15 protein-coding genes and 1 tRNA gene are annotated in these 18388 nt (G+C 65.6%); 5 read left to right on the forward strand and 11 right to left on the reverse strand.

What is annotated here, in order from left to right:
- The first annotated feature begins 43 nt into the window (after window positions 1-43).
- Together NKG98_RS06355 and gfo6 are read left to right on the forward strand one after the other, a co-directional pair.
- A complete protein-coding gene (locus tag NKG98_RS06355) occupies window positions 44-1990 on the forward strand; it encodes an archaea-specific SMC-related protein (RefSeq protein WP_254768822.1) in 1947 nt (648 codons plus the stop codon).
- Between the two features lie 307 nt (window positions 1991-2297).
- Entirely contained in the window at window positions 2298-3398 is a 1101-nt protein-coding gene (gene gfo6, locus NKG98_RS06360) for a D-xylose 1-dehydrogenase Gfo6 (RefSeq protein ID WP_254768823.1), read from the forward strand.
- A 690-nt stretch (window positions 3399-4088) separates the two neighbouring features.
- Here gfo6 and NKG98_RS06365 read toward each other — a convergent pair.
- Both NKG98_RS06365 and NKG98_RS06370 read right to left on the reverse strand, forming a co-directional pair.
- The gene (locus NKG98_RS06365) at window positions 4089-5060 is read right to left on the reverse strand and encodes a deoxyhypusine synthase (RefSeq protein ID WP_254768824.1); all 972 of its coding nucleotides are present in this window, start codon (window positions 5058-5060) and stop codon (window positions 4089-4091) included.
- 90 nt (window positions 5061-5150) lie between these two features.
- Window positions 5151-5948, reverse strand: coding sequence for an Nmad3 family putative nucleotide modification protein (locus NKG98_RS06370; protein ID WP_254768825.1), 798 nt, complete (start codon window positions 5946-5948; stop codon window positions 5151-5153).
- A gap of 149 nt (window positions 5949-6097) precedes the next feature.
- Between NKG98_RS06370 and NKG98_RS06375 the strand changes: the two genes are divergently transcribed.
- Entirely contained in the window at window positions 6098-8158 is a 2061-nt protein-coding gene (locus NKG98_RS06375; RefSeq protein ID WP_254768826.1) for a hypothetical protein, read from the forward strand.
- A gap of 247 nt (window positions 8159-8405) precedes the next feature.
- Here NKG98_RS06375 and NKG98_RS06380 read toward each other — a convergent pair whose 3' ends face one another.
- From NKG98_RS06380 to NKG98_RS06395, 4 genes are all read right to left on the reverse strand, one after another.
- Entirely contained in the window at window positions 8406-9488 is a 1083-nt protein-coding gene (locus NKG98_RS06380; RefSeq protein ID WP_254768827.1) for a Brp/Blh family beta-carotene 15,15'-dioxygenase, read from the reverse strand.
- Window positions 9478-10260, reverse strand: a complete 783-nt coding sequence (locus NKG98_RS06385) for a lycopene cyclase domain-containing protein (RefSeq protein ID WP_254768828.1) — start codon at window positions 10258-10260, stop codon at window positions 9478-9480. The genes NKG98_RS06380 and NKG98_RS06385 overlap by 11 nt, the downstream gene beginning before the upstream one ends.
- 163 nt (window positions 10261-10423) lie before the next feature.
- A complete protein-coding gene (locus tag NKG98_RS06390; RefSeq protein WP_254768829.1) occupies window positions 10424-11299 on the reverse strand; it encodes a bacteriorhodopsin in 876 nt (291 codons plus the stop codon).
- Window positions 11300-11512: 213 nt separating this feature from the next.
- Window positions 11513-12184, reverse strand: coding sequence for a bacteriorhodopsin (locus tag NKG98_RS06395; protein ID WP_254769431.1), 672 nt, complete (start codon window positions 12182-12184; stop codon window positions 11513-11515).
- A gap of 216 nt (window positions 12185-12400) precedes the next feature.
- On the opposite strand from NKG98_RS06395, the gene NKG98_RS06400 reads away from it, so the two are divergent.
- Window positions 12401-13009, forward strand: a complete 609-nt coding sequence (locus tag NKG98_RS06400) for a hypothetical protein (protein WP_254768830.1) — start codon at window positions 12401-12403, stop codon at window positions 13007-13009.
- Window positions 13010-13052: 43 nt separating this feature from the next.
- Here the strand turns inward: NKG98_RS06400 and NKG98_RS06405 are convergent, their stop codons facing one another.
- Entirely contained in the window at window positions 13053-14573 is a 1521-nt protein-coding gene (locus tag NKG98_RS06405) for an AAA family ATPase (protein ID WP_254768831.1), read from the reverse strand.
- Between the two features lie 366 nt (window positions 14574-14939).
- Here NKG98_RS06405 and NKG98_RS06410 point away from each other — a divergent pair, with 366 nt between their 5' ends.
- On the forward strand, window positions 14940-15182 hold the full coding sequence (locus NKG98_RS06410; protein WP_254768832.1) for a hypothetical protein: 243 nt from the start codon (window positions 14940-14942) through the stop codon (window positions 15180-15182).
- Between the two features lie 196 nt (window positions 15183-15378).
- Here the strand turns inward: NKG98_RS06410 and NKG98_RS06415 are convergent, their stop codons facing one another.
- The 4 genes from NKG98_RS06415 to NKG98_RS06430 all read right to left on the reverse strand — a co-directional run bounded on the left by NKG98_RS06415 (window position 15379) and on the right by NKG98_RS06430 (window position 18381).
- The gene (locus NKG98_RS06415) at window positions 15379-16029 is read right to left on the reverse strand and encodes an HNH endonuclease family protein (protein ID WP_254768833.1); all 651 of its coding nucleotides are present in this window, start codon (window positions 16027-16029) and stop codon (window positions 15379-15381) included.
- Window positions 16030-16147: 118 nt separating this feature from the next.
- On the reverse strand, window positions 16148-17056 hold the full coding sequence (locus NKG98_RS06420) for a DUF262 domain-containing protein (RefSeq protein ID WP_254768834.1): 909 nt from the start codon (window positions 17054-17056) through the stop codon (window positions 16148-16150).
- 486 nt (window positions 17057-17542) lie between these two features.
- Window positions 17543-18061: a hypothetical protein gene (locus tag NKG98_RS06425; RefSeq protein ID WP_254768835.1), complete on the reverse strand. Its 519-nt coding sequence runs from the start codon at window positions 18059-18061 to the stop codon at window positions 17543-17545.
- A 249-nt stretch (window positions 18062-18310) separates the two neighbouring features.
- Window positions 18311-18381, reverse strand: a tRNA-Pro gene (locus tag NKG98_RS06430).
- Window positions 18382-18388 lie beyond the last annotated feature (7 nt).

Genomic DNA, 18388 nt, shown 5'->3' on the forward strand with positions numbered 1-18388 from the left:
TCGACGTGACACTATTTAGGCCGGGACACCAATTGTCGAACGAATGCCTTCGCTCAACGCGGTCGACTCACCGGTCGAGGTAGTCGCCGAGAACGTCGGCGGCATCGACAGTACGGACGTGACGCTCCGTCCGGGGGTGAACGTCCTGTCGGGGCGAAACGCGACGAACCGCACCTCGTTCCTGCAGGCGATCATGGCGGCCCTCGGGAGCCGTCGCCCCTCCCTGAAGGGAGACGCCGAGGAGGGCCGCGTCGAACTCACGTTCGACGGCGAGCGATACACGCGGACGCTCACCCGCCGCGACGAGACGGTCGCCTTCGACGGCGATCCGTACCTCGACGACCCCGAACTCGCCGACCTCTTCGCGTTCCTGCTCGAATCGAACGAGGCGCGGCGGGCCGTCCGCCGGGGCGACGACCTCCGCGAACTCATCATGCGGCCGATCGACACCGACGAGATTCAGGCCGAGATCACGATGCTCGAAGCGGAGAAACGCGACGTCGACGAGCGCCTCGCGGACCTCGAAGGGCTAGAGGAGGAACTCCCCGCCCTCGAGGAGCGACGGACCGCCGTCGAGGCCGACCTCGCCGAGCGCGAGGAGCGTCTCGACGAACTGGAGGCGGCGCTCGAACGGGCGGACGCGGACGTCGAGCGGAGCCGTCGGGCGAAACGAGAACTGGAGGAGACGTTCGCCGACCTCCGGGGGGCACGAGAGGCCCTCGAAGACGTCGAGTTCGACCTCGAGACGGAACGGGAGAGCCGCGACGAACTCGAACGCGAGCGCGAGCGACTGCGGGACGAACTCGAGGGGACCGACGCGGACGAACCGGAGTCGCCGGAGCGGCTCGAAGGTCGGGTCCGGGAGCTTCGCGAGCGAAAACGGTCGCTCGAGTCGACGCTGAACGAACTGCGCAGCGTCATCCGGTTCAACGAGGACCAGCTGGCCGACGGCGGCCCCGACTTCGGCGAGACGCTCGATCAGGGCGGCGACGGCGACGTCACGGACCGGCTCGTCGCCGACGCCGACGAGACCGTCTGCTGGACCTGCGGCTCGACCGTCCGGCGCGAGCGGATCGAGACGACCCTCGATCGGCTCCAGGACCTCCACCAGGAGAAACTGGCCGAGCGCAACGACCTCCAGGAGCGGATCGACGAACTCGCGCGCCGGCAGGCGGAGATCGAGGAGCGGACCGAGCGGATCGAGCGCCTCCGGACGCGGCTGGCCGACGTGGAAACCGAACTCGCCGAGCGCGAGAAGCGCATCGAGGAACTCGAAGCCGAGCGCGAGGAGCGCGAGGAGCGCGTCGAGGAACTCGAAGCGCAGACGGACTCGTTCGAGCGCGCCGACTACGGCGAGGTGCTCGACCTCCACCGGGAGGCCAACCGGCTCGAACTCGAGATCGGTGACCTCGAAGACGAGCGCGAGGAGATCGAAGACCGGATCGAGGAGATCGAGACGCGCCTCGATGAGCGAAGCGACCTCGAAGACCGACGCGAGGGGATTCGCGAGGAACTGACCGAGCTTCGGACCCGCGTCGACCGCATCGAGGCGGACGCCGTCGAGGCGTTCAACGACCACATGGAGTCGATCCTCGCGATCCTCGAGTACGAGAACATCGATCGCATCTGGATCGAGCGCCACGAGACGACCGTCCGCGAGGGCCGCCGGACGACCTCCCGGTCGGCGTTCGACCTCCACGTCGTCCGGACGGCCGACGACGGGACGACCTACGAGGACCGCGTCGAACACCTCTCCGAGAGCGAACGCGAGGTGACGGGCCTCGTCTTCGCGCTCGCGGGCTATCTGGTCCACGAGGTCCACGAGGTCGTACCGTTCATGCTGCTCGACTCGCTGGAGGCGATCGACGCCGACCGGATCGCCGCGCTCGTCGAGTACTTCGAGTCCTACGCCGACTGCCTCGTCGTCGCCCTCCTCCACGAGGACGCACAGGCGCTCCCGGACTCCTACGCGTACGTCACCGACATCTGATTCCCGCACTCGTCGACCCACGGTTTCCGGCCCGAACCGAGACCACGGCCGAGCGCCGCCTCCGGACCATTACACCGCTACGGACGTAATTAGAACGCGCCGGAGCGGGTTCGGTCCGTCGGACGGGCCCCGTGCTGGCCGTATTCGGAACCGACCGGCCGGGCGTCGAACTGACACGAACTGTTTAGTGCGAACCGGTCCCATCACACGCCATGCGAATCACCGACTCCGAACCGTTCGAGGGACCGTCCCGGAGGCGCTTCCCGGCGCCGGCGACGAGCGGCGGGGCCGACGCGAGGTGGTGTCTGTGACGGAAACGCCCACCGCCGGACTCGAATCGCTGCTCGACGGCTACGCGTACCGCGCGTGGCGGACCGCCGACGAGGACGCGGGCCCGGTCCGCTTCGCGCTGATCGGCCTCGGCTGGTGGACGACCGACCAGGTGTTGCCCGCCCTCGAAGACGCGGCCCTGAGCGAGGCGACGGTCCTCGTCAGCGGGTCGGCCGAGAAGGCCGAGCGCATCGCGGCCGACTGGGAGAGCGTCGAGCGCGCCGTGACGTACGACGAGTTCCACGCCGGCGAGGCGGCCGACGCCTACGACGCGATCTACGTCTGCACGCCGAACGCCTACCACCTCGAGTACGCGGAGACGGCCGCCGACCTCGGGAAGGCGGTGCTCTGCGAGAAGCCGATGGAGGCGACCGTCGAGCGCGCCGCGCGGATGGTCGAGGCCTGCGAGGACGCCGACGTCCCGCTGATGGTCGGCTACCGGATGCAGACCGACCCCCTCGTCCGCCACGCGCGCGAGTTGATCCGCGCCGGCGCGATCGGCGAGCCGGTCCACGCCCTCGGGAACAACTCGCAGACGCTGCTGGACATCATCCCGAACCCCGACCAGTGGCGCCTCGACCCCGACCTGACGGGGTACGGGACGTCGGTGATGGACCTCGGCATCTACCCGCTGAACACGACCCGGTTCCTGCTGGACGCCGACCCGGTCCGCGCGCGGGCCGCGATGGACTCGCGCCACGAGGCGTTCGACGAGGTCCCCGACGAGCGGTCGGCGTTCACCGTCACGCTCGACGACGGGACGTTGCTCACGGCGACCGCGAGCCAGAACGCCCACGGCGCCACGAGCCTCCGGATCGTCGGCACCGACGGGGAACTGCTCTTCGAGCCGGCGTTTCACATGGAGACCGCCCTGCGGATCCGCCGGGGCGACGACGAGGTGACGGTGGAGCCGGACCAGGCGAACCAGATGACCGAACTGTTCGACTACTTCGCCGACCGACTCCTCGCCGACGCCGACGTCGGCGCCGACGGCCGTCACGGCCTGCTCGACATAGAGGCGATCCGGGCGGTCCACGAGGCGGCCGAGACGGGGTCGGCCGTCGACGTCGGCCGGTAACGGTCGCCGGCACGGCCCCGGTCGACTCGCTCGCGGTGACCGACAGGCTCGCGAGCGCGGCCGCCGGCGCGGCGAGCGTCGCGGTTTTTTGGCCGTACCTGACAGCACCGGAGCATGCATTCGAATCGGATAGGTCTCTGGGCCGTCGATCTCCGGTCTCGTCACCAGATTACGGCGGGAGACGCAGTTTTCGGGCCAATAGCGGCCACTCAGCGGGTGTCGACGGGGGCGTCAGCGCCACGGCCCCGCGCCGGTGTCGGGACTTTCCGTGTCCCTCCCCCACCGCACACTTCGCCGCCGTCGGCCGCACGAACCCGTCGATTCCGGAGCCAGACGGGCGGAACTGCGACGGTACGCTCCCGGTCAGCGCGTCAGCTCGAATCGGTCGTCGAACCGATAGCTCGACGAATCTATCCGAACGATTTTGTTTCTCTTTGGACGAGGGTTCGGCAACCCCGGAGAGGTGACGGGTATCGGACCGCCTCGTTCGAGTGTCCGAACGGAACCGGCGTGCGTGCCCGTCCAACCGGCACGATCCGTTGCCGAAGCGGCGGCCGACGTGGACGGACCCGTCGAGGACGCGCCGGCGACGGTCGACGACCGGCGGGCACGGGGCGTCACTGCACCGGCCCGCCGACCGGAGTCGGTACCCGGGGCGAGTGCGAGGCGGACCCGCGTGCCGTTCCGGCGCTACGACGTGAACGCGCCCGCGATCAGGAGCGGGAACACGAGCGTCGCCTCCGCTTCGACGAGCGTGTAGTTGTCCTCGCGTTCTTTGATCTTGCCCCACGAGACCGCCTCGTTCGGCGGGGCCCCGGACAGCGAGCCGTCGCCCTCGACGCCCGTCGAGATGTAGACGACGTAGTCCGCGCCGCCGCGGAACAGGTTGGTCATGATCGCGTGGTGTTTGGGCACGCCGCCGCCCACGGCGATCAACCCGGTCGTGTCGGCCAGCAGCGACCGCTCGATGAGCGAGTCGTAGTCGTCGAGAATCTCGATGCCGACCTCCGAGTCGTGTCCCCGACGGTAGTAGTAGAGGAAGTTGCCGACCTCCGCGTCAGTGAGCGCCGGACAGTAAACCGGAACGTCGTTGTCCGCGGCCTGCTTCAGCACCGAATCCTCGTCGTCCAGCGTCTCCCCGAGTTCCCGTGCGAACGCCGTCGGCGTTCGGACCTTCTCCTCCGCGAAGAAGTCGTCGAAGAAGTCGTAGAGGTACTCCTCCAGCCAGACGTACCGGTCCGAAGGGACGAAGATGTTCCCGAGTCGGTTGACGCCGCGTTCCCTGAGCGCCGCCTCGTCGGCGTCCCACTCGCCCATCTTGAACGGCTTGGCCGTTTTGATGACGTCCTCGGTCAGCGAACCGGCCGTCGTGATGAGCACGTCGACGTACCCCTCGCGAACGAGGTACGCGACGGCCTCCCGGAGCCCGGACGAGACGATGTTCGACGTGAGCGTGAGGTAGATCGTCGCGTCGTCCGCCTGCATCCGTTCGGCGATGTCGATCGCTTCGGCGAGCTGTGTCGCCTGAAAGCCCGTCGTCGCGTAGGCGTCCAGCATCTCGTCGAACTCGAACGAGCCACGGAAATCGTAGCCACGAACGTCGGGCCCCGATACCTCCTCGTCGCTCCCGGGGACGACGTGTTCTCTGGAGTCTTCGTCCATACCCCCGGTTTCTGCCGACCGGTTTTGAACTGCTCGAATCGGGCGTCGAACGGGGTGTTCTATCGAACGTGAACGCGGGGCTGACGCCCGTTACCGACCCGCCCGCTCGCCGGGGACGCCCACCAGGTCGCGAAACGCGGCGCCCGATAGCTCACAGCGGTAGGCCGGCTTGAACATCATGTTCGCCCCGCCGGCGGTCACCGACCACGCCTCGGCGATCCCCTCGCGGAGGTAGTACTGCGGGCGCTCGTTGCCCTCCCTGACGTAGTAGTCGCTCAAACGGATCGGGTCGCGCTCGAACAGGCCGCCGGGTTCGCGCCCGTCGACGATCACGACCGTCTCGTCCGCGAGGTAGAGGTCGCCGTCCCGCGCGCGTTTCGCGTGGGCGTTCTCGGCGTGGCGTTCCAGCAGCCGTTCGCGTTCGGCGGCGGGGGTGTCGGGGCCGACCGTCGCGACCTCGTTCACGGTGAAGTAGCCGATCAGGTATCGATGGGCGCGCTCGCCGCCCGGACGGCGCAGCCCCGCGTAGAAGCCGACGACGTCGCCCGGTTCGAGTGCCCGCAGCCGCGAGACGTAGCCGCTCGTGCGGTGTTCGCCGTAGGTCAGCGCCTCGAAGTTGGGATCGCGGTGCAGCGGCCACGACGCGAGGGCGTCGCCGGCGACGACGCGGTCGCCGTCGTGGATCGGCCGGGGTCTGATCCGGTTCGTCAGATCCGCCGCGGTCCGGTCGTCGTACCGCAGCGACCACGAGCCCAGCGTCTCGGTCTCGCGCGTGTCGCGGGTCTTCTCGGGGATCGGGACGTACTCGAAGGTCCCGTCGTCGTACAGCGGGCCGAGCGCGCCGAGGTTGGTGCTGTCGGCGCCGACGCCGGCGAGGACGACCGTCATGGGAGGGAGGTTCGCGTCGGCGACGAAAAGCCGTCCGATCGAGTCCGGACGGAGCCGTCGAGGCGGCCGGAAGGGCGTCGCGAGCCATCGGCGATGCCCGGGCGATCTAGCCGATAGGATAATACGTCCGGTCGCCCCTACTCCGGCGTATGGCGGCCGAGAGCGACGGGAAGTCCCGGATCTCGTTCGTCCCGAACGGGAACGCCCTCGACGTTCGCGACGACCTCGAGAGCCGCGCGCTCAGGCTGACGTTCGACGAACCGCCGTCCCCGCGACCGGCGCTCCCCGAGTTGCTTCCGGCGCCGGTCGACGACGCGGTATCGGTCGGGGCCTCGACGATGCGCGTCCACGACCACGACGGGTCGTACCTGTGGAACGAGACCGGCGATCACATCGGAGAGTTCGCCGAGGAACCCCGCGAACTCCCGCGTGGAACGTACTACGTCCAGATCGCCGGGCCAGTGACGGCGTACCTCCGGCTCGCCAACACCGCGTTCTCCGCCGCGTACGAGCGCCGGGACGCGGACGGAAACGTCCTCGGGTTCGAGTTCGACGAGTCGACGGAACTCACCGTCGGGGCGCGGTCGATCCACGCGCGACCGGAGGCGACGATCACCGTCCCCGACGCTCCCGAGGCGATCGCGACCGCGACGTCGTACCTCGGTTCCTCGATCAAGGAGTTCACCTGCGAGCGCTCGTGGCCGAGCGTCCGCGGGCACCCGCCGGCGATCGAGCGGGGCGACCGCCTCGAAGTGCCGCCGGCGCTGTCGACTCCCGAGACGGGCGTGACGATCACCGTCCCCGCGACCGTCGCGGACGTCTACCGCGTCGCTCCCCTCGCGTTCTACCTCGGGGCGACGGTCGAGACGGGCGACCGCCCCGCACTCCGCCTCGAGAACGGGCACGTCGAACCGCTCGAAACGTCGCGTCGGTCGCTCGAGGCGACGGTCGAGGACCTCCTCGGACGGTGTCTCCTGCTGGACTCGCTGGTCCGCGTCGGGGGGTACTTCTCGAACCCGCGGTACGAGTACGAGCACCTCGGCGCCGACCTGCCGTTCTACCCGCCGAACCTCTACGACGTCCCCCTCCCGGATCAGTTACTGGAGTACCTCGAAGTCCCGTCGAACCTCCTCGAACCGTACCGGCCGTGCTGGCCCGCGATCGGCGTCCTGCGGCCCGATCCCGCGGACGTCGAACTCCTCCCGTACCTGCTCGATCGGCTCGCGCCCGTCCGCGTCGCCGACGGCTCCACGTCCGACCCGGGTTCGGCGACGCCGAGCCCGCGTCGGTCCGAGGTGGTCGGATACGCCGACCGCGCGCCGCCGGCCGGGACGTGGCTGCTCCCCGAGGCGTTCGAGAACGCACTCGACCACCGGGTGCCGGATCGAACGGACGCGCGGGTCGTCTACGTCACGGCCGACGCCGACCGCGCCGAGCGCGTCCGGACGCTCGCGGCCGACCTCGACGGCGACGCCGTCTCGGTCGTCGAGGCGACGACGGCCGCGGAGTTGCGACGCACCTTCGCCGCGCGAACGCACTTCCTGTACTGTGACGTCCCCGTCACCTCGTCGGGGTTTTCCCTCCCGGAGGCGACGCTCCCGCCGCGCTCGATCGAGGACCTCGGCGCGCGGGCGATCGCGACCCGCGGCCCGGCGGGCGTCGACGCCTGCTCGGCCGCGATCGAACGCGGCGCCCACGCCGGCCTGACGACGGAACGGCCCCTGCCGGCGCGGGAGACCGTCCGGCTGTTCACGTACCTCCTCGAGGGGTTCTCGGTCGTCCGGAGCGTCCGCCTCGCGGAAGTCGGCCTCGCGGCGACCCCGCAGTTCGTCGGCGACGTCACGCGGCCCGTCGTCCGCTACGACGTCGGCTCGCCGGTCGTGGCGGAGGTCGAGTCGGTCGGGTCGGACGAGCACGCCCTCTCGATCTGGTTCCAGCCGGCCGTGCTCTACCCCCTCGGCAGCGTCTCGCGATTGGCCGACGACGTCGTCGGCGGCGACTACCAGCTAGTCGGGGCGGTCACCCGCCGGCGGGGCCGGTTCACGACCGACGACGTGCTCGCCCTGCTCGCGGACGACTCCTGCGTGGTCCGCGTCGACGGTCGCGTCTGTCACGACGACGTCGCCGACCCCGAGGCGTTCCTGCAGGACGCGATCGGTCGCACCCGCGTCGACGTCGGCGACGCCCGCGCGTCCGACGACGGCCGCTGACGGCGCGGCCCGCGCCTCGCCGCGCGTCCCGCTCCCCGGTACGTGTTCGTCTGGATGGGCCGTGAAAGCAACCGCGGGGTCGGCGGCGAACCGGTCGACGCGGAGTCGGTGACCTCGCCCCGGCGAGGTGACGGGCGCGACGCTCGGGACCTGCGACACCCAGCGGGACGGCGAGTTGCCCGTGACCGTCGAGAGCGGGGCCGACCCGGTCAGCGCCACGGCGGAGGTGTCCCCGCGGAGCGGCCGTTCAGGCCGACGGCGACCAGAGCCGCTGTTCCCGGTCGAGCAGCGTCGTGACGACGACGTGCGGGAGCGTCAGCACGGCGATCGCGACCAGGTAGAGCGCGATCAGGTCGGGGACGGTTCCGGGCGTCCGCGGTGCGGAGAGCCAGATCCCCGCGAACACCGCCAGCCCGCCCGCGGTCGGGAGCGCCGCGTCCCGGGCGAACCGGCGGCACGCGGCGCCGAACGCCCCGCGATCGAGCGCCGCGCCGGCGACGGGGTCGACGAGCATCGTTCGGAGGACGTGCCGGAGGGAGTGCCAGAAGCAAAAGTAGAGCCCGATCGCGAGGATCGGGGGCACGACGGCGAAGTACGCGACGAGACCCAGGGTTTCGACCAGGTCGACCGCCCACGGGCCGCGGGCCCGACCCCGACTCCCGTCCTCACGGCCCGCCCCGACGAAGCCGAGGGTCAGCGCGAGCGCGACCGCCGCGCCGACGCCGACCGCGACGGCCGCCCGGACCGGCGGGGCGAACGCCGGTTCGAGCGCGGCGGCCGCGCCGGGGTCGAACGAGCCGACGAGCGTCTCCGCGACGAAGGCGTACTGTGCCGGGAACGCGACCAGCGGGACGAGCATCGGGAGCGCGCCGCGGACGACGAGGGTGAGCAGCCGACGCGTCCGCGTCTCGAGGTGGTCGGCGCCGGCGAGGGCGACGAGCGCGTAGACGTCGCCCTGCCCCCAGTGGACGAGCGTGACGAGAATAAACAGGACGAACGCGACGACGGGGGCGAGAAACCAGACGACGGCGTAGGCGCCGCCGACGATCAGGTAGAGGAGGCCGACGAGCGCGAGCGAGCGCGGGGTGACGGGGTCCCCCCGGGCCCGGGGCAACGCGAGGTGGTCGACGGCCCCGTGGGGCAGTCCGAGGACGACGACGCTGAGCACCAGCGGGACGTACTGGTAGACGAGCGGCGGCGGGCCGGCGACGGCCGCGAGCGTCAGGGCGGCGGCGACGACGAGCGGTCCACAGCCGAGGGCGAGTCGGACGGCCACCCGTCCGGGATCGTCGCCCGCACCGGCGCCGCGAGCGAGCGTCTCACCGCTCATCGGAGGACGGGGAGATACGGGCCTGCACGCCGGCGAGCGTCGGGAGTTCGTCGGCGCGGCCGAGCACCCACGCGTACATGACGAGCCCCTGGACGACGAAGGCGTTGGTCACGAGGAAGAACAGCGCCTCCTCGACGGGCAGTCCCAGCGGGGCGTAGCCGACCGTGTGCGCGTCCGAGATGATCCAGACGCCCAGCTCGATCGCGAGCCAGTCGACGAGCCAGAGGTAGCCCGTCGGGGCGGCGACCGCGACGAGCACCGGGCGACGGGCGTCCCAGAGGTACGTGAGGCCGAACCCCCACTGAATCGCGAGGATCGGGCCGGCCCAGAGCAACAGCCACCCGAGGTAGTACGTCGAGGTGTCGCCCGTCAGGACCCAGCCGACGCCGGCAATCCCCACGCCGCCGGCGACGCCGACCAGTCGGTGAGCGAGGGGGATCGCCAGCGGTCGATCGACGCTCACCGGAATCTGGAACAGCCAGAACGCCGCCAGAATCGGCTGGAGGACGAAAAACAGGTACTCCTCGATCGGGGTGTGCCAGACGGTCGCGACGACCGCGCCCTCGCCGTACCACCAGACCCCCTCGGGGATCAGGTGGTTCGTCAGCGGCGTCGTGTAGACGAGCGCGAGGCCGATCACGATCACGAGTCCGGACAGCGGGCGAACGCCCCACCGCGCCCGGTCGCGCCGGTAGGCGAGCCACCCCAGCAGCAGGATCGGCGGCAGAACGAACGCCAGATGGACGTCGAGGTACGTGAGTGGAGCCGTCATGTGGGTATCAGCTGGTACTGTCGATCCTCCGTCACGAGCCAGAAGTTCCGTGCCCACCGTACGGACAGCAGCCACAAAGCCCCGAATCCATACTGGTTAGGACCGGCCGCGTGGGGTCGGCACCCGTAGCGAGTCGAGCGGGAACGCGAGTTATCGCGGCCTCTCAGTCGTCCGTCGGCGTGATCCCGGGTACGGTGGCCCCGTAATCCGCCCCGCCGGTGATCGAGTCCGGTTCCCGGGCGACGTAGGACATGGCGACGAACGTCACGACGTACTTCGTGATGACGTCGAGGATGCTGTACCCCCACGAGGTGATCGCGACGTCCAGGACGGCGAATCCTTCGACTCCGAGCGCCCAGAGGATCGGGTAGCCGAACCAGCCGACGACGGTGAGGATCTTGAGCGTGCGAAACAGGTCACCCGTCCCTGTCCGTCTGGCCTCGGCGGTCCAGTCGACGAGGATGACGTAGACGATCACGAGGAAGAAGATCGATCCCAGCACGAACCACCACCAGCGCAGCAACAGCGAGGACGTCGTCAGCGCGGCCGCGAGGCCGGTCACGCACATCGCGATGGTGAACGCACAGGTGGTGAGGATCTTCGTCCAGTTCGATCCCGCGATCATCCCGAGGCCGAGCAGGATGAACGGCGTGGAGAACGTCCACGTGAGGTATCGCCCCCACATCGTCAGAACGCCGTCCTGTCCGGCCGTGGTCGCCCCCGCCGCCGGATGGCCCGGCGGCATCTCGACGACGCTCAGCGTCAGCGCCGACGTGAGTCCGGTGTAACTCGATATCGAGACGACCGAGATCAACATCAACGCGATCGTGATCGCCTTCGATCTGGGGTCGGTCAGGTTCCGACCGAGGTAGGCGATCCCGAGGATCGTCACTCCGGCGAGTGCGATGTTGACCACGAACGACGCCGCGAGCAAGGTATTGTCACCGCCGAAGACGTACTCGAACAGCGTCGCATCGGTCGCCCCGTTCTGGAGGACGACGCCTCGCGTGTGGAAAACGAACGCAGCTAGTGACGGCATCGATACGGGTTACGTCAGTCTCCTAATACATAAACGGGTTTCCGTCCCGGGACGGAGAGTCACGTCCGCTGAACCGTACGGGCGCGCAAACGGGGTGACGGGCGCGTAGGCGGTGTCGACGAGCGGCGGGAGAAACGAGTCCGTCCGAGCGCGGGCCGACGGCGCGACCGATCGTCGCGAATCCGGTCAGCGGGGGTACGGCCGGGCTCGTCCTCAGGCCGGCGCCGCGGTCGGCGCGACGGCCCGCTCGAGGACGGAGCGGCTCCGCAGCAGGACTACCCCGAACCCGACCTTTGCCGCGAGGTCGAGGACCATGAACGCGGCGGTCTCCCAGTACAGCGGGAGGATGCCGAACGTCCCTTCGGTCCCGAGGATCCAGACGACGGGGTAGAGCAGCCACAGCACGATGACCAGGTTGCGGAGGGTGCCGAACAGCGACGCGACCTCGGGCGACTTCGCCCGCGCGCTCTCGGAGAGAGTCCCCACGAGGAAGTACAGCAGGACGAGCAGGGCGGCCGTGCTGACCCCCCACCACGCGATGCGGGTCGCGGGAGTCTGCGAGAACGTCGCGATCACGCCGGTGCCGATCATGAACACGTCGAGGCCGATCAGCGTCGCGATGGTGTTGCGGTTAGCCCCCGCCAACAGCGCGAGGTCGAGCAGCAACAGCGGCGTCGTGAAGATCCAGTCGGCGTACCGCGCCCAGTAGATCGTGAGCGCCTCGTCGCCGACGGTCACCTCGGTGACGCCGAACCCCGTCGCCATCGCGAAGTACATCGCCGCCGCGATGGTCGTGATGAATATCGTGATGATGTAGAACTCCTGCATCTTCGGGTCGCGGACGCCGCGTCCGCGACCGATGAAGTAGAGCGTTCCGATGGTCATCCCGATCGTGCCGATCCACAGCCAGAGGGCCTCGGACCCTACCAGTTCTGACATGGGAGAGGCTAGCGCAGAACAATAGATACGAGTTCTCCCTAACAGAAATAATCTCTAGACGGACGTGTCTGTCCGGAAATCCGATATCGAGCCCGGAATCGGAGCGTATATGCCGGTTCCGTGTCGACTCACCCACGTCGCGGATCGAACGCCACCACACCGATGACCTCCACCGAACCGGACGATCCGATCGCGGACGCGCTCCTCGGCGACTCGACGTACGAACGCCTTCGGGTACAACGCTACGCGCTGATCAAGCGGCGGATTCCCCAGAAACTCGTCTGGCAGAGCGGCCTGCTCCTCGCGCTGGCGCTCGTCGTCCCGCTCGCCGCGACCTACCCGGCCGCGGTGCGGGCCGCCTTTCCGGGCGGCGATCCGCTGTGGTCGTCGCCGCTCGTCGTCTGGGCCGGCGTGTACGCCGGGGGGATCGAACTGGGAACCGCGGCGTGTCTCGTCGCGGTGGCCGTCGTCCGCCGTCGTCGCGAGCCGCAGCTGTCGGAAGCCGAGGCGCGCACGCTGTTGAACGTCGAGGACGTCGCGTCGATGTTCGGTCTGGCGACGGGCGGGTTCGCCGTCCTGCTCACGGTCGGGTTCTTCGCGCTCGGCCACGCCGGGCCCGAGACGTTCGCAGCGGTCGTCGAGTCCGCCCCGCGAAACCCGTTCCAGCCGACCGGCGTCCCGGTCCCCGTGATCGCGGTCGGCGCGGGGGCGGCGGTGAGCGCCCTCGTCGTCTACTCGGTCGGCCGGCATCTCGACCCGACGGGCCGGTAACACAACACCACCGAGTGCGTCGGCGCGACCGCCGCGGCGGGGGCTACTGCCCCGTCGAGGGCTCCCGCTCGCCGCCCGGGTTCGCCCGCACCCGACTTCGGTAACAGGACGTCGCCAGCCGCCACACCCGCTCCCGGAACAGCAGTGGGAGGGCGGTTCCGACCAGGAGCGCGATGCCGATCCATGCCTGTCGCGAGACGCCGTCGATCCCTTCGTCGAAAACCCGGTTGACGAACGTGGAGATGCCGCCGGTCATCACCGCGTCGAACACGAGTACGGCGGTCAGTCCCGCGACGAGCAGGGCAAGGCGCGTCACGGTGGTCCGCACCTCGTCGGTGGCGTCCACGTGTTCCCGCAGGGCCGCCCGCAGGTCGTCGGTCGCGTCCGCGTGCGCCTGAACCTCCTCCCGCAGGCCGTCGATAGCCGCGTTCTGGGCGCGGAGCCGCTCTTGCAAGCGAACCGTCTCCTCGGCGGCGCGGATCGAAAGCCGGTCGCGCAGGTGCTTCGAGAGCGACTCGATCGTTCGGTCGATCCGCTCCAGTTCGAACTGGACCCGCTCCACTTCCGTCTGCAGGCTCGCGACGTACGACTCCACGATTCCGTCCTCGCTGCCCCCGGGGAGCGCCGCGTCCTCGAACGGCGCGTCCCACTCCCGAAGCCGTCGCGCTACCCGGGAGCGTTCGTGGGCGACCTCGTGGTACAGCGGCGTCCACCGGTCGCGGACGGCGTGAACCGCGGCGTCCAGTTCCGGATACTCCGCCGCGCCTTCCGCGTCCGAGACCGACGGGAGGGCGTCGCGGGCCTTCTCCACCCGTTCTTCGGCCGCGTCGAGGTCCCGTTCCCTGACGGTACACCAGTAGTGGACCGCGTACAGCGTCGAGAGTCGCGGGAAGGCGCCGGCGAGGGCGCGTCCGATTCCGGGGTAGTCGTCCATGGCCTCCCCCGCGTCGACGGCGACCAGGTCGCCGAACGGCTGCTGTGAGTTGCCCATGAAGAGGACCGTCCCGTCGCCCCACTCGACGACTCCCCGCGCCGGAGTCGTGTCGAAACTCTGCAAGAACTCGGCGGGCGCGCCGTCGAAGAACACCTGTTTGATGCGTTCGACGTTCGGCGTCGACCCCGCGAGTTCGTGCGGGAGGGCGTCGGGCTTTACCCACACGAGCGTCGTTTCGGGCCCCGCCGGGTCGCCCGGGACTCGCTCCCGAACCGTCGCCATGTCCGTCTTCCACTCCCGGTAGTGTGGCGAGCGGTCCTCGGGGGCACATCGGTGGACCACCCGGGAGAGCGCGTCGTCGCTCACGAGCGCGACGGAGACGACCTCGGTGACCGCGTCGGCCGACTCGACGAGGCGGACGGCGTAGAGGTCGAAATCCGAGAAACCGAGAGTCTCCGGATCGTTCGACTGGAACGTCCGGTCCGTCCGCTCGTCGCCGTCGACGCCGACCGCCCCGACCCTCGCGTTGGGACCGGCGCCGAACCAGTCGGTCAGGTTCGCCACCAATCGGTCGGTCTCCTCCCGCAACACGTAATCGAACCGGAGGAGAACGATTTTCTCTGGCTCCATGTTGTATTTCCTCTCCGTATTGCTTGATATCGAATTCACAAAAATCTACATACAAAATTCCCGTATTTTTACTTCAAGGACCGTCGTTTTGAGGGGGCGGCCGGTCCCGTCGTTCGCGACGGGACGAGAGTCGAATCCGCGTGCGCGCCCGCGTCCTCACCGGCCGTCGAGATCGCCGGCGTTCTCGTCGTCGTCCTCGCCACCAGCGTCTGGGCGACCCTCGCACGCGACGCCGTGGCGGCGTTCGGCCCGTCCGTCGCTTCGCCGGTCGTCGTCCTCTCCTAGCCGGCGTTCACCGCGTACGTCCCCGGCGTCGGCCTCGCGTCCGTCGCGTACCTGCGCCTCCCCGTCGCCCTCTCGCGCCCCGTGCCCTCCCCGGCGGCGCTCGTCGCCGTCGTCGCCCCCGCCGTCTTCGTCGCCGCGGGACGCGCCCTGCTGGTCTGTGGCGTGATCCACGAGACGGTCCGCCACCGCGTGGCCGGCGGCGCCCGCGCGCTGGCGCTCACGACGGTCCTCGCTGCCGTCGTCCAGTTCTCCCCGCTCGGAGTCGACGCGGTCGGCCGCGTCTCGGGGGGTGCCGTACTCGTGAACCTGAGCCGGTATTCCTAGATTTCCCGGTCACTCAGACCGGGGTCAGTTATAAAGGAGGTGCCGGAGAGCATCCCGATCAGGACGATCTCCGCGCCTGTGGCCATGGCTCGGATGCGAATATGAACACGAGCGCGAGTCGGTCGTGTTCATACTCGCGAAATCGGTCTTCGTAACGTGCGACCCCGAGCAGAAAGTCACTTCTTCAGGGCTTGATCTAAATTGACCACTTACTCACAAGATCGCCAGCTAATATTTCTGTTCTTCTTTCAATCTCCTCAACTGACCAACCATCATATTCTGATACTTCTTCGGCGATTTTTATATCTGAGTTTCGGTAGACATTACGCTTGCTGGTGAATGATGATTCGTCAAGTCGCCCATGATCCTCGGGAGAAAGTAATGTTAGATTCCCGAGCCTATCTTTTGCATCTTCAAATTCATCTCGGTTGAGCCTTCGTTTCCAGTTTGAATACGAATTTCTACGTCCGGAACCAAATGTATTTCTTGGAGCGATATGTTCTATATGTAGATTATCAATCTCAACCATAAGTGGTCCCCGGCGTTCTTCTTCAATTGACACCAAGGTCAATAAGGTTCTAAATCTCCATTGGCCCCGAAGCGGCATAGAATTAGCTTTCTGGTGCTCTATTATCTCGGCGTCTTCTGGACCGTAATTATGTATGTGCTGTATGAGGGTTTCCTTAATGTCTTCACCTTTATTTATGGTAACTGCAGCATTGTGAATCGCCTTCTTTCGGTCAGAAGAACGATAGTCTGCCAACATCATTCTCATAGAGAGAATAGCGGCAAGGCGAAGGTACTCTTTTTTCCGCCTGTCATCCTCCATATTTCCCAAAATAGCCATAGTCAAAACCTCAGCATGGCTTGATGACGCGTTAAAATACTGTAAATACCTACGTTCTTCTTGGGACCACCCTCTTGGATTGACATTATATGATCCGCTTGAGATTTCTAAATAATCCTTAGATTTTTTTATGGAACCTATCCACGAATTTCAGTGGCTTTTTTGCGTCTTGTAAAGCGCCATCAAAAGTTCTATACAATGCAGATTTGTCTACTTCCCGTGGTGTGGGTGTGTCTGAATTAATCAATAACTGTGTGAGAGGGCGACGGACCCGATATTCTTCAGGAAATCTTGGTCGTTCTAGATTATCATTGAGGGTTTTATACATCTGTTTCCACTTTCCTTTCATTTCCCGTGTCCTTTGGAGATCATCCATTCGTTCGGCTTCGCCAAATACTCGTGCTTTAATTAGTACTTCAGGGCTGACTTCAACCCCTCTTTCGTTTTGAGATTGAAAAATCATGTAGGCTAGGCTAGTATCTTGTGAGGTAGTTTCAACAACCCTCAGATCATTTGTCAATTTTCTTAATAATTTATTAAGCTCCTCCTCTTCAAAATCATTAACTTTCTGCCGATAGAATTGATATGCGGTTTCTATATTGCCTCCGATCTCATCAATATTCCCTTCCCACAGATTCTCATAGTATCTATCAGCCTCCTCGTCGTATAGATTCAGCTTCCTTTCCGGATTATTTGATGGATATGATGTTAACACATCATCAATCAGTTGATGGTTAGATTTATCCATGTTGTGAGAATCCCGAATAGCCATCGTTAGTATGCTAATTGTAACCATCCGTTGCTGTCCATCAACTATTTCTAACTCTTCGTCCGATTCTTCACCAAGCAAAATGATATTTCCAATATAATGTTTGTTGACTCTATCCCCAATCCTTTGAAGATCCCCCCACAGATCTTCAAAGTTCTTTTTATTCCATTCGTAACCACGCTGGTATTCTGGAACAACGAACTTAGCAGCCCGCCTTCCAGCGAATAAGTTCCGTACGGACTTGAATTTCGCTTCCATGAGAAAGTCATATTAATTGATTGTTTAAATATCTTCCTCGTGTCCATCAATATATTTTTTCATATATTTATAACAATATTATAAATATTATTTATCTAAATAGCATCCCATATCAGGAAAACAACTCTAGTAGTGTTCGGCAAATTATTAATATAATCCAAATTAGTATTATAATTATTATGTTAAAGTATAAATATAAAATCAGGAGACTAAGACAGATTTGATTGGAAGTACATCGAGATCGGCGTCGTTCTCCGCCAGCCACCGCTGGAGCGGTTTTCGAGTCCACTTGTTCGACTCCCGTCGGACGTCACGAAGTTGCGGCTCACGGGTTTGTCCGCCGCGAAATCAGTGGGACCACGATCACAGCAAAGTGCGCTATTCCCAGTTTCGCGTCGCGAAAAGTGGGAACGTCCCTATCCCCGGCCTGAATCAGTCGGGGTCTCGTGTCTTTGCCCACCTAGTCTGGTGTGGTCCACTGATTCCTCACGAGAGAAACGCTTCCATCTCTTCAACTCGCTGTTGGAACTGCGCGCGCTTCTCGTCGATCTCCGCGTCACTGTAGTGGTCCAGCATCCGCTCGTGTTCGTACTCGAGGCGAATCGTGATGTAACACGTATCACCTTCGTCGTCAATCCACTCGGGGAGATGGACCGGATGGAGGTGAATCTGAGCCATCAGATCGCCGGTATCGGGGTCCGAGAGTTTAACTTCCGCCGGTCCGTCCTTCCCGAAGCCGAAGATCCGTCCTGCAAATTGCTGGGTCGAAACGGTTGGCCCAACGGATGCCGAAACGGATCGCTGTTCGTCAGATACCGTTACGTGGACAGCGTATGGTGCTGGCAGGTAGCGCCCGTTCTCCGGGAGAAGCCGGGGTGGGTAGTATATGTGTTCGCTTGTCCGCTTGCCATCCGCAGGGATGAGCCACATCACGCCCACGACAGTATCATTATGGAATATCTCTAACTCCTCGTAGTTCGTCTCGAACGCCGTCGTCTCAGTCACGAATCAATTCACACCGAGCCTCTTCAAAAATATTCCCCAAAGCCACTCCAAACACCGAAGACGGCACTATGAGGGGATGAGATGCCCGTAGATGAACGAGTAGTAAATTACGAGTGGGACCGCCGAGAGTCGAACAGGTGCAAGACGTTCCGACTCGCTCCCTTCGGTCGCTCGTGGGCTGCGACTTGCATGTTCGATCTCGGCTCGATCCATAATCCTGCCGCTCACGGAGTTGTTCGCGGCAGAATATGGGACCGCCGAGAGTCGAACTCGGGTCCTACGCACCCCATGCGCAGAGGATACCACTACCCCACGGTCCCGCATCTC

Source organism: Salinilacihabitans rarus, from assembly GCF_024296665.1.
Classification (GTDB): Archaea; Halobacteriota; Halobacteria; order Halobacteriales; family Natrialbaceae; genus Salinilacihabitans; species Salinilacihabitans rarus.

Coding starts and splice junctions, on each gene's coding strand:
- NKG98_RS06355 (WP_254768822.1), top strand. CDS start 44: ATGCCTTCGCTCAACGCGGTCGACTCACCGGTCGAGGTAGTCGCCGAG.
- NKG98_RS06365 (WP_254768824.1), bottom strand. CDS start 5,060: ATGGACGAAGACTCCAGAGAACACGTCGTCCCCGGGAGCGACGAGGAG.
- NKG98_RS06370 (WP_254768825.1), bottom strand. CDS start 5,948: ATGACGGTCGTCCTCGCCGGCGTCGGCGCCGACAGCACCAACCTCGGC.
- NKG98_RS06375 (WP_254768826.1), top strand. CDS start 6,098: ATGGCGGCCGAGAGCGACGGGAAGTCCCGGATCTCGTTCGTCCCGAAC.
- NKG98_RS06380 (WP_254768827.1), bottom strand. CDS start 9,488: ATGAGCGGTGAGACGCTCGCTCGCGGCGCCGGTGCGGGCGACGATCCC.
- NKG98_RS06385 (WP_254768828.1), bottom strand. CDS start 10,260: ATGACGGCTCCACTCACGTACCTCGACGTCCATCTGGCGTTCGTTCTG.
- NKG98_RS06390 (WP_254768829.1), bottom strand. CDS start 11,299: ATGCCGTCACTAGCTGCGTTCGTTTTCCACACGCGAGGCGTCGTCCTC.
- NKG98_RS06395 (WP_254769431.1), bottom strand. CDS start 12,184: ATGACCATCGGAACGCTCTACTTCATCGGTCGCGGACGCGGCGTCCGC.
- NKG98_RS06400 (WP_254768830.1), top strand. CDS start 12,401: ATGACCTCCACCGAACCGGACGATCCGATCGCGGACGCGCTCCTCGGC.
- NKG98_RS06405 (WP_254768831.1), bottom strand. CDS start 14,573: ATGGAGCCAGAGAAAATCGTTCTCCTCCGGTTCGATTACGTGTTGCGG.
- NKG98_RS06415 (WP_254768833.1), bottom strand. CDS start 16,029: ATGGCTATTTTGGGAAATATGGAGGATGACAGGCGGAAAAAAGAGTAC.
- NKG98_RS06420 (WP_254768834.1), bottom strand. CDS start 17,056: ATGGAAGCGAAATTCAAGTCCGTACGGAACTTATTCGCTGGAAGGCGG.